The 16,792-nt window shown below is 38.6% G+C and carries 11 protein-coding genes; 4 read left to right on the top strand and 7 right to left on the bottom strand.

Features of this window, described 5'->3' with window-relative positions:
- Positions 1 to 79 precede the first annotated feature (79 nt).
- The 3 genes from QE382_RS11135 to QE382_RS11125 all read left to right on the top strand — a co-directional run bounded on the left by QE382_RS11135 (position 80) and on the right by QE382_RS11125 (position 6,343).
- Positions 80 to 1,261: a FecR family protein gene (locus QE382_RS11135; RefSeq protein WP_307185951.1), complete on the top strand. Its 1,182-nt coding sequence runs from the start codon at positions 80 to 82 to the stop codon at positions 1,259 to 1,261.
- A 190-nt stretch (positions 1,262 to 1,451) separates the two neighbouring features.
- Positions 1,452 to 4,736 (top strand): SusC/RagA family TonB-linked outer membrane protein, encoded by a 3,285-nt coding sequence (locus tag QE382_RS11130; protein WP_307185950.1) that lies wholly within the window; start codon positions 1,452 to 1,454, stop codon positions 4,734 to 4,736.
- Between the two features lie 11 nt (positions 4,737 to 4,747).
- Positions 4,748 to 6,343, top strand: a complete 1,596-nt coding sequence (locus tag QE382_RS11125) for a RagB/SusD family nutrient uptake outer membrane protein (RefSeq protein WP_307185949.1) — start codon at positions 4,748 to 4,750, stop codon at positions 6,341 to 6,343.
- Between the two features lie 253 nt (positions 6,344 to 6,596).
- Here QE382_RS11125 and QE382_RS11120 read toward each other — a convergent pair whose 3' ends face one another.
- The 7 genes from QE382_RS11120 to QE382_RS11090 all read right to left on the bottom strand — a co-directional run bounded on the left by QE382_RS11120 (position 6,597) and on the right by QE382_RS11090 (position 15,505).
- A complete protein-coding gene (locus tag QE382_RS11120) occupies positions 6,597 to 6,875 on the bottom strand; it encodes a glycoside hydrolase family protein (protein ID WP_370877875.1) in 279 nt (92 codons plus the stop codon).
- Positions 6,876 to 6,950: 75 nt separating this feature from the next.
- On the bottom strand, positions 6,951 to 8,978 hold the full coding sequence (locus tag QE382_RS11115) for an NPCBM/NEW2 domain-containing protein (RefSeq protein ID WP_307185947.1): 2,028 nt from the start codon (positions 8,976 to 8,978) through the stop codon (positions 6,951 to 6,953).
- Positions 8,979 to 9,020: 42 nt separating this feature from the next.
- The gene (locus tag QE382_RS11110; protein WP_307185946.1) at positions 9,021 to 11,396 is read right to left on the bottom strand and encodes a glycoside hydrolase family 127 protein; all 2,376 of its coding nucleotides are present in this window, start codon (positions 11,394 to 11,396) and stop codon (positions 9,021 to 9,023) included.
- A gap of 822 nt (positions 11,397 to 12,218) precedes the next feature.
- Positions 12,219 to 12,674 carry a DoxX family protein gene (locus QE382_RS11105; protein WP_307185945.1) on the bottom strand — a complete coding sequence of 152 codons (456 nt, stop codon included), beginning with the start codon at positions 12,672 to 12,674 and terminating at the stop codon, positions 12,219 to 12,221.
- Positions 12,675 to 12,725: 51 nt separating this feature from the next.
- Positions 12,726 to 13,292 (bottom strand): Crp/Fnr family transcriptional regulator, encoded by a 567-nt coding sequence (locus tag QE382_RS11100; protein ID WP_307185944.1) that lies wholly within the window; start codon positions 13,290 to 13,292, stop codon positions 12,726 to 12,728.
- 469 nt (positions 13,293 to 13,761) lie between these two features.
- Positions 13,762 to 14,442, bottom strand: coding sequence for a DUF421 domain-containing protein (locus QE382_RS11095; RefSeq protein ID WP_307185943.1), 681 nt, complete (start codon positions 14,440 to 14,442; stop codon positions 13,762 to 13,764).
- A 199-nt stretch (positions 14,443 to 14,641) separates the two neighbouring features.
- On the bottom strand, positions 14,642 to 15,505 hold the full coding sequence (locus QE382_RS11090; protein ID WP_307185942.1) for an SDR family oxidoreductase: 864 nt from the start codon (positions 15,503 to 15,505) through the stop codon (positions 14,642 to 14,644).
- Positions 15,506 to 16,108: 603 nt separating this feature from the next.
- On the opposite strand from QE382_RS11090, the gene QE382_RS11085 reads away from it, so the two are divergent.
- Positions 16,109 to 16,639: a hypothetical protein gene (locus QE382_RS11085; RefSeq protein WP_307185941.1), complete on the top strand. Its 531-nt coding sequence runs from the start codon at positions 16,109 to 16,111 to the stop codon at positions 16,637 to 16,639.
- Positions 16,640 to 16,792 lie beyond the last annotated feature (153 nt).

The following is a 16,792-nucleotide window of genomic DNA, read 5'->3' as shown; positions in this document are numbered from 1 at the left end:
CGCTTTACAAATAATCCTCCACTTTTTTCGATGGAACGATCACCCATATCGATCCTTCAAGTTATTTAGCTTATGAATTATGATAAAAACCGACAAAATATTATTAGCAGAACTGATTGCTCTTCTATTAAAAGATGGTGAGCTACCATCCGACAAAGAAGACCAATTAAAAAATCTCTTACAAAAATATCCCAGCGCAAGGGATAGCTTGTCTCGTCGGCTATCACATACTGATATTTATGCTCCATTTGATCTTCGCAGTACTGATGTAAAACAAGAATGGCTAATCACACAGCAAAAATTCACGGCAAAGAAGACTGTTTTACAACCAAAAAAGAAATACCTCTCCTTAAACAAAATACCGTACAAAATTATTGGAATAGCGGCTGCTGTAATACTTGCCCTAACACTGTTATGGCAAAAGCAACAGCGCGAAAAGTCGGTAAGCTATTTAATTCCTGACAAGATATATGGACACAAAAATGATGTTCTTCCCGGTGGAGCAGGTGCAATTTTAAAAATTGAGGGGAGAAAAGAAATACGATTAACCGAAAAAAAAGCCATCCAATATTTTGCTCAGGGTATCGAATTAAAAGATGGGCAACTTGTATACGCATCCAACTCAACAGAAAACCTACGTAACACCTTAATAGTTCCCAAACGGTCTACTATGGTATTAACCCTTAGCGATGGCACTAAAGTGTGGGTAAATGCTGCCTCAGAGCTCAGCTATAAAGCAAATTTTGATAAAAAAGAGCGGAGAGTAATACTAAAAGGTGAAGCCTATTTTGAAGTTGCGAAAGATGTACATAGGCCTTTCATCGTTGAAACAAATCATATCAATATACAAGCGATCGGAACAGCTTTCAATGTAAATTCCTATCGTGCAAATACGAGAGTATCATTGACAGAAGGAAAGCTTAAAGTCAGCAACGAAGAACACGAAATCTATATGAATGCCGGTAGCGAGACGCAGATTATCGAAAAAAAACTGAAAACTTTTCCTTTAGCCAGTAAAGCCGAAGCCACAGCCTTCAAAGACGGTTATTTTTATTTTAAAAATAAAGATATGCAACAGATACTTGATGAAATAAGCCGCTGGTATGGAATTCAGGTCGATTGCAAAATCCCTTTAAATAATGAACGATATGAAGGTAGCATGAAAAGAGATGTAACGCTGGCGGAACTTTGTAATGTACTAAAAGATTTGACAGGTTATAAATTGACCATTGACAAGGATAAACTAATTGTGAACCGATAACTAATTGTAAACTGATAACTAATTTTAAATAGATAACTAATTGTAAACCGATAAACTTATTAAGGAGGACTTTGTATGTAAAAAAGCGAAAAACCTAAATTAATAGGATAAAAATGCAGAAGTACGGCAAATACTCCTGCATCAAATTTGAATTAACACTGATCATAAACCATTAATTCTATACCAATTTATGAATAATTTATTTTATTCAAAAGGGACCTTATGTCCCGTTGACAAAGGGAAAACTCTGAACCATTTATTAAAAATGAAACTGACAGGAATCTTATTGGCGACATCCATGATGGGCGCCTACGCTTCAAGCTCCGCTCAGATTACTTTACATGCCCAGAATACCAGGATTGAAACTGTGCTGGAAAGCATTACCAAACAGACTGGTATACATTTTATCTTTAAAGAAGGATTGCTGAAAAATGAAAAAGCAACCGTTGAAATCACAGCTGTATCACTCGATAAGGCCTTGGATCAAATTTTCAAGAGTAGCGCTTTTTATTACATGTTACATCGTGGCACTGTTGTTATCAAGCGTAAAAATGAAGATATTTCTTTGCCAGAACAAAGTACCTCCGGCATATCCAATCTGCAGCAACAAGTCATAAAAGGAAAAGTACATGATACGAAGGGAAATCTATTGTCTGCTGTCAGCATCCTGCTAAAAGGTTCCAATACAGGAACTTCGTCGAATACGAAAGGAGAGTTCCAACTGACACTCCCCGATGGCAAAAAAGGAACCCTGATTTTTAGTGCTGTCGGATTTAAGCAGCTGGAAATCCCGATTAACAATAAATCGGAGCTCAATGTTATTATGGACGCGGATGAAGTGGGACTTGATGAAGTTGTGGTTGTTGGCTTCTCCGAAGTAGACAAAAAACACATTGCATCTTCCGTATCCCAAATGGATATGGAGAAAATTAAAAATCGCCCAATTTTTAAAATGCAAGATGCTTTTTCAGGAACGATCCCAGGAGTCACAATGATGCGCGGAAACAGTATGCCAGGAAGTGTTCCGGCTACCATCTCTATTCGCGGAATAAGTACCTTACAAAATGCAGATCCCTTGGTCATCGTCGACGGTATGGAACAGAGCATCCACGACATTGACCCCAATCAGGTTAAAAGCATTACCGTTTTAAAAGATGCCGCCTCAGCCTCCATGTATGGTTCCCGTGGTGCAAATGGTGTTATCATCATCGAAACGGAGCGTGGACAGACGGGACAATTTAAAGTCGTTACCAACAACTGGTTTGCAGTCAACAAACCGATTGATCTTCCGAAATTTGTCGGTGCTGTCGATTTCATGAAATTGCGAAACGAAACCTTAATCCAACAGGGTCAACCTGCAATCTACCCCGAAGAAACAATTAACCAATATGCCTCCGGAGAATTAAAGGAGGTCAATTGGCTCGATCAGGTCATGGAACGGACTTCGACAGCGATTAATAATAACGCGAGTATATCCGGGGGTGGTGGCGTTGGTACTTTTAATTTAATGCTCGGCCATATAAAAGAAAATGGCCTCAATAAGATTGAAGGCACTCAAAAGTTTTCAGCCCGCTTCAATACGAATATTAACATCGCCGATAAATTTGTATTAATGGCCGACTTCTACGCACACCGTTTACAGGTAGATCGATTATTGGCAAATGATGACGGACACGGCCTTTATAAACAGGCTTGGCGCTTGAACCCAACGCAACAAATTTTTTATGATTCTGAACTTCCCGAACACTATATTCTGCATAACAATATCAACCCAATTGCTTCAATAAAACACGGTGGTACAAAAAACAATATGTATGATCGCAGTACAATCAACTTACGTCCCAAATATAACATCAACAGCAATTTTAATATTGAAGGAAACGTGTCCTACATGATTAACAAATCGGCCAATAAACAAAAAAGACTGACCTATAAGTTCTTTGATGAAAATGGTGCTCCGGCAGCAATTTGGGGAAATGATGTCAATGCCTCACAAGGTGTTAGTGAAAGCCAGCTTACTGCACGGATGCTGATTAACTTCAACAAGGAGCTCCGCCAGGACAAAGACAAGATTTATCTTACTGCAGGGTCAGAGGTGATGAATTATACCTTCACTGATTTTAGAGAAATTAGCAAAGCTTCATTTTTCGGTAAACTAAATTATTCTTTTAACAACCGCTATATTTTGGAATTAACCGGACGTTCAGACGGAAGCAGCAAGTTTGCCCCTGGTCATCGTTGGGGATTTTTTCCCTCGGGAGCTTTCGCCTGGAACTTACATAACGAACATTTTTTTAAACCTATTCTCGAATCGGGAACAGTTAATAACATTAAGATACGAGCTTCCTATGGACTTATAGGAAACGAAAATGTAGCGCCATACCTCTGGCAGGAATCTGTAGACACCTGGGGCTGGACAATACGTGTTCCCAATCCAAATTTCTCTTGGGAGAAACAGAAGCAATGGAACCTGGGCCTAGACGTCAATGCATTTAAAAATAGACTATCCTTTACTGCTGAAATTTATCATAAAAATTCATACGATCTTATTTATGATCAATTTGCCGTTCCTCCGCTCACGGGATCAAATAGTCTTGAATCTGCAGTCAACATCGGCGCCGTGGAAAATAATGGTTGGGAACTATCTGCAAGCTGGTCAGACAAAAAGGACGATTTTTCGTATACCATCGGTGGAATGCTTTTTGATAACCGCAACCGAATGCTCAAAGCTGGTTACAATGAAAACGATAGATTGATCTTTAAAGGCGATAATAACCGAATATGGTACAAAGGTGTCCCAATCAACAATTATTATGGTTTCCAGTCTGATGGCTATTTCCAAACGCAGGCGGAAGTGGATGCAACTCCTGCTAAAATGCCAAATTCAAAACCTGGAGATATCCGCTATGTAGATAAAAATCAGGATGGTATTATCAATGATGAGGACCGAAGCTACCTGGCAGACCCTCTTCCCCATTATAACTATGCTATAAATCTGGACTTTCGCTATAAAGGCTGGGATTTCTCAGCATTGGGTCAGGGGATCGGAAAGCGCACGGGCCGCTTGATTGGGCAAGAAGCCTATCCAGTTTATGTTGACGGAAATAGTAACGACCTCGGTGCACCACGCGTTGAATATGTAGCAAACCATTGGAGTCCCGACAATCCGAATAGCCGTTTCCCACGTCTATGGACAGGCCCAAGCCCTAATACGCTACTCAGTGATGTTTGGCTTAGCAATGCAGCCTTTTTCCGCATCAAGTCTCTGCAGCTTGGCTATACATTTCCTAAAATCGGCAAAAGCATAAAAAATTTTAGAATATATGTTAATGCACAAGATGTGTTCACGTTCACGAAATGGGAAGGCCTTGACCCCGAACGTATTGATGTCGATAGCCCTGGAACAAATGACGGGAACGGAAATTATCCGCGTATGGCAACCTACAGTGTCGGACTGAGTGCCAGTATTTTTTAAAAACTATGCTAATGAAAAAGAAAATTTTAACCTTGATAATTGCGCTAGCAACGTTAAGTAGCTGCGAAAAATTTCTTGATAAACGAGATCCTACCGCAACATCTTTCGACGAGTTCTTCAACACAGAAGAAGATCTGCGCCGGGTAGTATACAGTAGTTATTTGGATGTTTTTATGGAACCTGGCGATCGGCGCCTACTCTTTTATATGTCAGATGGTCGTAGCGATAACTCCTATGCTCGAATAGAGACAGACCACCATATGGTCATTGCCAATGGTAATATGACAAGCAATGCACGCTTGGCGGAGTACTATTGGACATTATATAATAAACACGTGGGGCGGATCAATACGTACATCGCTAATATTGATATTCCCTATGTGGAAAATGAGTCGATAAGACAGAAATATAAAGCAATCTTAGAGGCACTCCGAATCTGGCATTATTTCAGGATCACTGAAGTTTGGGGTGACGTACCTTTTGTCCTAGTACCGGTTACCCTTGAAGAAGCTACACCTCCAGTAACGCCGAAAGCTGAAATACTGGACAAGCTATTTGAAATGAGCAACGATGTGGCAAACAGACTCCCTGAAAATGAAGGTACCACAAACGCCTATATGTTCAACAAATACTCCTTCAAAACGTTGATCATGAGGTACGCTCTTTATAATGGACGTTATGATCTTGCCGCAACCCTTGCGAAGGAAATAATGGATAGTGGAAAATACCAACTTCACCCTCAATATGCTAGCCTATTCAATTACCAGGCAGATAAAACCAATAAGGAGTTTATCATCAAATTTGACATGGAAAGCCACAATAATTCTGCTACAAATTCCTTCGAGCATCTTGCGCCACAATATAAGACTGGAAATGGACAATCTTATGTTGTTCCTTTGAAGTCGTTGGTCGATAGCTATTGGACGCTACAAGGGCGGCCAATTGATAAATGCCCCTTATACAGTAAGCAGGAATATGAGCTCAACCCCAAATTAAATCGAGATCCACGCTATGCTGCTAGTATTTTCGGACAGGGCGACCTATTCAACAAAGAGAAAATAGATATTTATGACTCAAAGAGTCTGTTCTATTATCAAAACTTGCGGAGCAGCCGATCTGGTTATTGGTTTAAGAAATTTGTCGATGAAGCTGATGCATTTCGGACGGGAGGTAATATGTACTTTCCGCTGGCTCGTTATGCTGAAGTGTTATTGACCTATGCAGAAGCCAAAATTATGTTGAATAACGTAGATGAATTAGCGAAAAGCTGTATCAATCAGATTCGACAACGTGCAGGACTTGATATGAGCGTAGCGGATGTCAATCTAACGGTAAAATCTCAACAGGAATGGATCGACTTAATTCGCAATGAGCGAAGGGTCGAATTTGCCGGTGAAGGCCTGCGCTATAGTGATATCCTGCGATGGAAAACAGCAGAAGTGGTTCTTAATCAACCTGCATTAGGTCATATGCGACAACGTACAGACGGTACAACTGATGTGCTTAAAATAGAAGACAGAAAATTTTTGACACATCAATACCTCTGGCCTTTCCATGAGAGTAGCTTTCAAGTCGAACCTAACCTAATCCAAAATCCAGGATATTAAGTGAACTATAACCTTTTAAACTATTTTTAAATGATTTATTGATTAACTTTTGTAACATGATTTACTTTTTTATTCTTGCAGACTGCATGCTTTAAGCATTTATTTTTTTGGAGTAATGGCAACTCAGCTTTTTTTTATTTTTTTAAAACTAAATAGGGTTTGATATTGTATTAATAGTACTTTTCAAAAATAGGTAGTAATTAGGAACCTTGAGATCCTCCCAGACTCAAGGTTTTTTTATTCCTCATAGCCTCTAGGCACCGTTGTCGGTATTTATCCATTTAAAATCCTTGAGAGAAGCCACTACACCGTGGTCTGTCCAATTGACCATATCCGTAGACGTGTAAAGGAGCCAGTCTTTCATTTTGAAACCAAACGCGTCATCCTCAACATGGCTGGTGTAAAGATAGACCGTATCCCTGTAAACCATTGGTGCTGGATCGGCAGTATATTTTGTTTGGATGATTGGATTTTGAGCAAATATTCCTTTGGAAGTAGGTGTGAGAATAAAAATCAATATGTAGCGAATCATTTTTTTGATTAATAGGTTTTAGTGATATGTGAGTATTATATTTTATTAGAATTTAGTAACACAATTATTTTAAAACTATTGTGTGCGGCTTAGTTTATAAAATAGTACTCCGTGAGCGGGAACTTCCAGCTGCAATGCATCCGTATCTGTCTGTATTTGAGCAATATCTTTTTGCCGCCATAAATCCCGAATTATCTGCTTGCCATAGATCCCTAATTTACTAAAATCGCTATAGGAAAGATTGAGCCTTTCGAGTCCAAAATTAGCAAAGGCTACGGCTTTGCTACCATCCTCGAGATGCTTGGTATAAATCCGAAGATCGCCTATCGTTTGCTGACATGTACCCTGCCGACCAAGCGCATCTTGGTTTACAGCTATAACTTCGTCGTTAGTCAACAGGTTCAACGTAAAATCGTCTAACTTTTCAAGATCACATCCGATAAGCATTGGAGCCGAAAAGATACTCCATAGACTGATATGTAAATACTGCTCATCAGGTTTGAGTCTGGTCGGATGCGAGTTTCCCCATCCCACAATCCCTACAACTAGCATATCGGGATCATTCCAATTACCTGGTTTTGCGTAACTAGCAGCTTTATCCTGTGCCAATGCAATGTCTCGCACACTGGCCCAGCTGTCAGTAATATCGTTTGTAGTGCGCCAAGAATGCGCATGAACTTGATTTCCCCACTTCCATACATCGCCCATGCCGTATTGACAAAGATTGTAAACTATGTCCCTAGGTTGCTTCTTCAAATAGTCTCCCATAAGCTGAAATGGATAAACCCCTTTCTCCAGGTCTCCACCTCCTTGAAAAGATAAAGAAGGAACAGTTTTTGGATCGCTCGTGGCCGGCCGATTGATAACTCCGCCATAACTGCACCAGTCATACTTCAAATAGTCAATCCCCCATTCTGCATACTGTTCTGCATCTTGCCGTTCATAGCCGTAACTTCCAGCACATCCACCACAGGTCCAAGGGCCCGGCGAGGAATAAATACCAATCTTTAATCCCGAATCATGTATATAGTCTGCCAAACCCTTCATATCGGGAAATTTAGAGTTTGTGATAATATAGCCATCTTTATCGCGCATATTTCCCGCAAAAGCCGAATCTTTCTGATCCCTATTAAATTGCCAAGAGTCATCAATATTGATATAGCTCCAACCATGATCAACAAGACCGCTTTTGACTAAAGCATCAGCAGCACGCTTAACTTTTTCAGCAGATACTTCATGTCCAAAACAATTCCAGCTGTTCCATCCCATGGTTGGAGTAAGTGCTATTTCATCTCCACATACGATTCGTAATTGCTTTGAAGTAGTGCCTTTTCCATTTCGAGCTGCTAATTTCACCTCATAAGTGCCTTTTTTCGCGATATCTCCCCTAATGATTCCGGTATTTGGGTCTAAACTGAGTCCTTTCGGTAAATTTTCGACCGAAAAATGCATAGGCCTTATGCCAGTAGCAGCTATTCTAAACAAAAATGGTGACCCCGGCCTGACACCATACACCGAAGCGTTATTGATACGTGGTGTCTCTTTTGCTTTTGGGGTAAGAATATAGGGAACTGATGCTATTGGATCAAAAGTTTTGAAAATAGCCTTTTCATCTGCAATAAATTTTGCATCAACCCAATTGGCATGATCATAATATGGACCATTTCCGCCGTCTGTTACAACTAAGGCTAACTTTTGAACCCCCTTCAGCTCGACATCAATATTCTTTGCAGCATCTTTTGGTCGCATAATACCACTTGACCATAATCTTTTATTATCTCCATAAACAATAAATTCAACAGCGGCGTCGTGATCCCGCACAGCATCGTCTAATCCCACGAATGCTGTGAATTTTTTTGCTTTTCCATCTACCTGAATAAAAAGTGAACTTTCAGCATGTGTACCAAAGCCTCGTTTATAGACTTGACCAGCTATCGTTAGTGGGTTTCCACTAACGGACTTATTTGCTTCGGGATTCCCATGGCCCACCGTTGCTACTTTCAGGTCCAATTCGTCTAACCATACAGTATGCTGAGCATGGACAATTTGCGTCATAGACAACAATAATAAGACAAGAATTCCTTTTTTTATGCTGTATATCATATTTTGTATTTAATTTGTTTACGGTGAAAAATATTATATGTCTTATCGATGTCTTTCAACTAGGCGAACTTGAAATATCCGACCTGTGCTATTGTTTTCCCTCGCCTTAAACTCAACACGAATCTTTGTTTTGTTTTTAGTCCACTCTTGGGGAATGGAATAAGTGATATCGAAAAATCTACTCTGTTCCCATTTTTTACCGACATCTTCCGCAACAAGTATCTTGTCATCAACCAAAATATCAAATTTCTTATTCCCAAGCTCATATCCCCAATATCGGACTAAAAGATCTAATGGTTGTTTCTTATTGGTTTGGAGTTCAAAAGAAAAGCTACCTCCGCTATTCGTTTGACGCCATGACTCACCTTGATGAACACCTTTGGCGATGTTTTCGCCTTTCAACACATGGTCCACTTCCGGTTGCTGCTCTCCTAGCTTGATCATGTCCGCAGTACGCTGATCCAACCCAATTTTTTCCTGTTCTTTATGCTCCATTTCCTTTTGGAGATTATCAAATCTATTTTTTGTTACAGACAGCCAATACATCATATAACGGCTATCATGAATTTGATAAAATGGTTGAAGTATCAAATTCTTTTCATTTCCCCTTGTAACCGCTGCATTCATATTATAATGGAGTGAATCGCTATTTAACGGTGGGCTCTCATTCAGTAATTTTAGCAGATCCTCTCGTTCTCCCAAAAGGATCGGACTATCGAACAGCGAAACCAGCGGGCCGTGTGCTATATGTCCCCAACGATGGTCATCGGCAACCAAGCCATCCAAATTTTTAGTTCCCACTTTTGCTCCCATTAAGATAGGCCCACGAAATAGCGCTACATAATCCGGGTTAAACGGAAGTTCTTCGATGTGAAATTTCAATTTTGTATCTAATGTAACGATGTCTCCTTTTTTCCATATGCGATCAATAACAATATACTCTCCTGGTTTGCTATTATCTGCATAATTGATCCCGTCCACCTGCACCTTAAATTCGCCTTTCTGTGCCCAAAGCGGATACCGCACAAACACTTTGATTCGAGTGGGCATATCAAGATTAATAGTTAGTGAGCCTTGACCGGTTACGGGCACATTACCTTGCTGGGTTAACGTAATTTTCTTCTCTTTCCACTGAACTTCCGAAGGCACAAAAAGATTTACATAAAGGCTATCACTCTGATGACTATAAATCATTTCGCCATACTTGCCGTGATTTTCCATTCCAGTCCCCACACAACACCACATTGCACTGTTAACACCGGAGTATACTCTATAATGTGCGGGTCTAGCTGATGTAAAATAAACATAACCACCATGCTCAGGATGCTGTGTTGAAAGAATGTGGTTGTAAAGTGCTCGTTCATAAAAATCCATTAACCTGGCATCGTGTCTCATCCTAAAAAGCCCCTCGGTTAACTTCAACATATTATTTGTATTACAAGACTCAGGCCCTTCACGTTCTTCTATGTAACTGAAAAAATCCTTCTGGGACGGAAAATGTTCGCGCCGACTATTTCCACCCAATGCAAGCGAACGATACCCCACTACAGTCTCCCAAAAAAATCGCGCCGCAGTAGCATAATCCATATCATCTGACACTTCGGCAACACGTTGATATCCCACAGCCTTAGGAACTTGTGTATTTGCATGCTTATTGTCGAGATTATCGACTTTTTTACGCATACTGTCAAATATTTCCCGATGTGAGAATCTCTTTGCTGTCTTTAAATAACGATCGTCTCTTGTCATTTGGTAGGCGTCTGCATAAACCTCGTTCATGCCACCAAATTCATTTGCTAACATGGTCTCCATCTGAGTATCGTCTAGCTTACTGATCAGCTGCGCACCCCAATCACATAGCTTTAAAAACATCTCCTTAGCCTGCTCATTACCCCCATACAACCATGCATCCCGCAGACCGGCATAGGTCTTATGCAAATTATACCACGGTACCCAATAACGCCCTACAATATTTACATTTCCTTCCCCAACTTCATTCCAGATATGTTTACCCTCAGGAACACCGCCTAAGTAACCATTGCCATGCTTATCCTGACATTCTTTCAATTCAGAAAGCATATATTCCATACGAATCTTCAATTGTATATTACCTGTGGCAGCATAATGAATGGCCAATGCTGAAAGGTAATGTCCACCAATGTGACCATCGAGATCAATCCAATTGTCAAAACTCGGAGCTTTTGGCGGCAGACCAGCCTCCTTTAGAAAAGGAGCCAATAGCCTATCAACATCATAATGGAGCAATGTGGTTACATTTAGGTCCTGCGCATGCTTAAAAGGGCTTTCCAAAAGCTTAACATCCGCTAGAGCAAAATTAGTTTTGTAAAGACGATCTTGCGCTGTTACTGTACCGCTCAAGAGTAATAAATAAATCAAAAATCTAATGTGAGCTCTCATAAAACATAAGGTTTAATACTTTTGCTAAAATAAACCGCCTTTGATCTGTGGTTTTTGAAAAAATATTGCTATTAAACAGATACTTTTTCGATCTTTCAACCAGTTTCCGTCTTTTTCTCCTATTCAAATGTGTGTATGTATCTATCTAATCCTGTAGCGATGGATCTTCTACTTACAATTGGTTATTGATGACGCAATTTTATATACTCAACCGCTGGATAATTAAAAGCGGTTAATTGAAACAATCGCATGTTGACGGTCTTGGATCACTCTTCAAAATTATCATACTTAGCCAAAAATAACGTCGTAAAATGTTACTTTTAATTTGCTATTTGTTTCAATTACTAGTGTTCTCATGATCTAATATCAAAAACACCATACTTCTAAAGATGTACAAGCCGACAATGCGTACTCATCACAAGTTAATTTATTTGAGAGAATAGTTGTTCACGACAACCGACGTTTATCGAAAAGGTCTTCCATGATCGTCCACACTTGTCGCGCCGTTCGCTATCAATACTGGAGCCTGAGTGATTACTATTTTTGGAAAAAGACTTCATAATATTTATTCATATATGCGGAGTAATGGTAACTCGCCTTTTTTTATTTTTTTAAAACCAAACAGGATTCTATATTGTATTAATAGTACTTTTAAAATAGGTAGTAATTAGGAAAACTTGAGATCCTACCAGTCTTAAGGTTTTTTTTGTTCCTCATAGCGTTTTCGACCAGCTCGTATTATTACATAACATTACCAATCCGGCGTTTCGAAAATCTACATCCATTTTAAATATATTTAACTCTATTTCTGGAATGGTTAAATCAATATTTACTGATCGCCGATAGGTACGTCCAGACGATGAAGAATATTTGTAAAGGTATTCTGAACCAAAGATAAGTTAGTCCATGCCCATTAAATGTAGCTTTTTGATAATCTATTTGTTTTATGGAAGCATAAATATTTGCAGGAAGTACCAATATTAGGAATACGATAAGTAACCAAGCGGTTAAAGTACGATAATTTGGAAATAGAAGTCCAAACGCAAAAATAATTTCTACAATTCCTGTGAGATAAACAGTTGCTGTTTTGAAGGGGATAAATTCAGGGATCATTAAAGTCATTCCCTCTGTAAATGCAAAATGCCCCATAGCAGAAAATATCAACATCGCAAACATAGCTATTCTGCCGGATAAAGCACATTCATAAGTCCCATAAAGTAATTTCATAACCAAAAGGGAAACAGCAAACACACCAAGTAAAACAATTAACGGTTTCATCTTTTTTAGGCAAAGTTCGTTTATTGCGCTAGAGAAATCAATGAACCCAAGTTAAGAAATTCGTCTGCGTATTCTACTTAATGCTTGTGGTGTAACACCAACATAAGAAGCAATATATTTCAGTGGTATTTCTTTTATAAGCTCCGGTCGCTCGGTAAAGAGATTTAAGTATCTCCTTTCAGCGGTTTCACTCAACAGAGAAAGCTCTCTTTGCGACTTTTTCAAAAACAATTCTTCGCTTGCTTGTCGCCCTATTGCATTACCGATTTTTGTTTCCTTGTAAATTTTTTGTAGATCATCAAAGGTTATTTGCCAAAGTGTTGTTTCTGTTAAGGTCTCTATATAGTAATTTGAGGGTTTTCGAGTTAAAAAGGAATTGTACCCGCTTACAAAATTGTTATTAAATGCAAACGCAAAAGTAAGGTCATTTTCTTCTTTTGGGATATAGAAACGTACAATGCCTGTTTCAATGAACGACAGATTATTTTCTATCTGCCCCGACTTTAAGAGGATATGTTTTTTAGGGAAATTCTGCTTTGTAAGTTTAGAATAAAAGGCCTGCCAATCTTGGTCTGTTAGCTCAAACCACCGTTCAAAATATTTTCGGATAAGTTCCATTGAAGCTGTTAATCAATTATATTTTACAAAAATACATCACTACCGTCCAATACGATTAGGAAAAACGCATAAAAAAAGTGAGGCATTATGAATTTAAAAAATATTATATTGAAGACACAACTACGCCACCAGTGCAATGGTAAATATAAATGTTTTAAGTCAGCTCCTATCCATGATAGACCATAATATCGTAAAAAACTTGTATATAAACACAATAGCGACAAACATCACAAAGACGTTAATATCTGGACACAGCATTTATATGGGTAGTCTAAAAAAATTAATCAAAAGGTCCCACTTGTAACCCATAAGCGGGGCAATGTTAGCTGGAGCCTCACGTTGTCACCTAATTCAAATCCAGCTTTGTTCTATAGTAAAGTTCGATAAAGTAATTTTTATAGCCTTGCTCATCTTGGCAAGATAGCGCTGTCTGCGCAGAGAATGAATATTTTTACAGAAATTGACAACCCTAAACTCTTCTTGAATTTAAAGCCTTGCTCCATTGCTTTCGATGACACCTAGTACAGGATTGAGTATCGCTATCAAAACTAAACACAACTTGGCCACAATACATACATGCAAATGGTCCTTCAGAATTTGACACATCAACCATTTTATAGGAGGAAGGAAATAATGGTAATCCATATCTAACATCATCATCAGCATAGAATAAAACGCTTAATGTCCCATCAATCTCTAGCACCCCCTCTTTAACCTGTCCTAAATGTTCTACGTTTAAATTTCTGAGTTCTGAAAAAAACTCCGATCTCGAAAAATTATCATCATCTTCATGCTTGATGTGAAATACTCCGTCCTTCACTATTGGTAAAACTTTACCCTCTAATAAATGAGTGATCACCTCAGACTTGTAGGTGAGCCAGGTTATGAACTTGTAAAGTACAATAACACAGATAAAAACAACAACCGAATAGGAAATCGGCAAATCTTCCTGAAACATCGGATCTCCTGCGGCCGAGCCAAGGCTGAGAATAATCGCAACTTCAAAAACAGTCAACTGTCTAACACCTCTCCTACCGGAAAGCCTGAGTATGATCAAAATCAGAAGAAACATTATTATCGTTCTCGCTGCAATTTCCACAAGAAACGAGCCTTCAACTCCGTCCGAAAATATTTTGTCTATATCAATCATAGTCTTTCAAATAACTAAATCTTAACAAGATTGCCGCATTTATTCCGTAAACATTCCTCGGACTGCAATAGTTCATCACTGGGCAAAAAGAGCATAAATAAGGATCTTGGATATGAGCGCAATGCTTACAAGATGTTAAAAAAGCGTTTTCTTTAAACCTTCCGCTGCCTATTTTGAAAAACTATGATTTATTCCTTCGCTAACCATTAACGACTTCTCCGCCATTAGGGTGTAAAACTTGACCGCTCATAAAATTTGAATCTTCGCTCGCTAGAAATAGAAAGCTAGGTGCAATTTCATTTGGCATTGCTGCCCTTCTCATTGGCGAGTCGCTTCCAAATTCCGAGTTTTTTTTAGAGTCAAATGAGGATGCTATCAATGGAGTCCATACCGGGCCTGGCGCAACAGCATTAACCCTTATTCCTTTAGCAATAAGATTTGCTGACAAGCTTCGTGTAAAAGATATTATTGCACCTTTTGTTGCAGAGTAATCTATCAACTTTGGACTGCCTCGATACGCAGTCACAGAGGATGTATTAATTATGCTTGCACCCTTTTTAAGATAAGGTATGGCATACTTCGTAATCCAGAAGTAGGAAAAGAAATTATTCTGAAAAGTTTTCTGTAACTGTTCAGTTGTAATTTTTTCAATGGATGCTGTTTCCCAATGAAGCCCCGCATTATTTACAATGATATCAACTTTCTTATGCGATTTTATCGTAAGTTCAATTACTTTTTTACAGTGACTTTCTTTTCCTAAGTCACCTTTAATCAGCGTACATTTTCTAGAGAAGGATTCAACCTCTTTCTTGGTTTGTTTTGCATCTTTTGTTTCATTAAGATAGGCAATAACAATATCGGCTCCCTCCTTTGCGAATAACAACGCTACGGCTTTGCCTATGCCGCTATCTCCCCCCGTAATTAATGCTACCTTATTTTTCAACTTTCCTTCTGCAGGATACTTTAACGGAGAAGTGTCAGGAACTGGTGTCATATTTATTTCCAACCCCGGTCGCTCCTGCTTTTGCAACGGTCTAATCTTTTTACTTGCTGCTTTTTTCATACTTATTTTTACTTTAATACAGACAATATCTGATTTCCAAAATTTGTAAGGGCCAGTGCAAATGTCAACGCCTTACATTGTCGGTACCCTTAGGGAATCTTCATTAATAAAATGGAGAAAATCGGCATTTTGCGAAAGAGTTTTTACCGATCCATCCAACGAATGAACAACGCCAAAGTCTGAAAGGTTTGGCAGGTATTTAGATCGAAAAAAGAGTACTTTCAAAACGTGAACATCATTCGCTCCTATTACGTCTAGTTATGGAAAAATTTATTTGGTAACAAAAGGCCAACTGATAGATATCGCCAGACAGAAGACGATTACAAGTATCAGTTTAGAAATTGGCTTCCCTATTTTTACGATAACAAATGAGCAAGATCCACAATCCTCGACTAAACCGAGCATTACCTATTTAAAAACAATCATTGAGAAATTTCGGGAATCACATTGGCTGGACAATCTTACCATCTTTGATTATCTTAAAACCAAACAGTGTGTTATAGAAAATTATTCTAAAGAGGAACTCATATCTATTATTAGTGAGAATGAGGACTAAATTATTTAAATTAGAGGCTAAATACTTAGAAAACTTTATAAAGCAAAATGAAATCAACGGAAGTATATCGAATAATCAACAGAATTATCTTTCCCGAATTAAAAAGTTTAGGGTTTAAAAAGACTAAAAGCGGCATGCTAGGCTTTTACAAGCAATTAAAAGATCACAATTTAGTTATTTGGTTCCAATGTGCCCAAGGTGGTTTTGACGCTTATGCTGGTTCTAAATTTGTAGTTGAAGTACAGATTAGTAAGAACAATGACATTGGTTCACCTTCTGTTTTCAGGGAAAGAATACCCTTCTTTTTAACTGTGGACGATCTAACCACAGTAACCGTACTCGAAAATAGAGTTAAAGACAAACTACGTTTTCCACCGAGTAGTCATTATATTTTTAGTATGGATGAAAAGATACAGCTTTGGTACAAGAAAAAATTTGAGAAAGTTGAGAATATCTACACAAACTCTAGTGATATCTGGTTGGTATATTTTGATGAAACAGATATCCGCAATTGGGTCGAATTCTTGCAACCTATCATAAGAAAGATCATATTGGATTTTGAACAATCGGATTACTAAATGGATAGCTAAAATTTCCCGTCCTTAAAGTATAATCTCCTATAAAATTAAAGAGTACGTTTAAATCATAAAAAACTACAATGAACATGAACAAATCGCGGTCCTTTGGCACGAACAATGAATTAATTTCCATATCGGATATACATCCACGAC

Origin of the sequence: Sphingobacterium zeae (genome assembly GCF_030818895.1) — a bacterium.
Lineage (GTDB): Bacteria > Bacteroidota > Bacteroidia > Sphingobacteriales > Sphingobacteriaceae > Sphingobacterium > Sphingobacterium zeae.
Note: the sequence above shows the minus strand (reverse complement) of the source record. Positions and strands in the feature narration are given on the sequence as shown.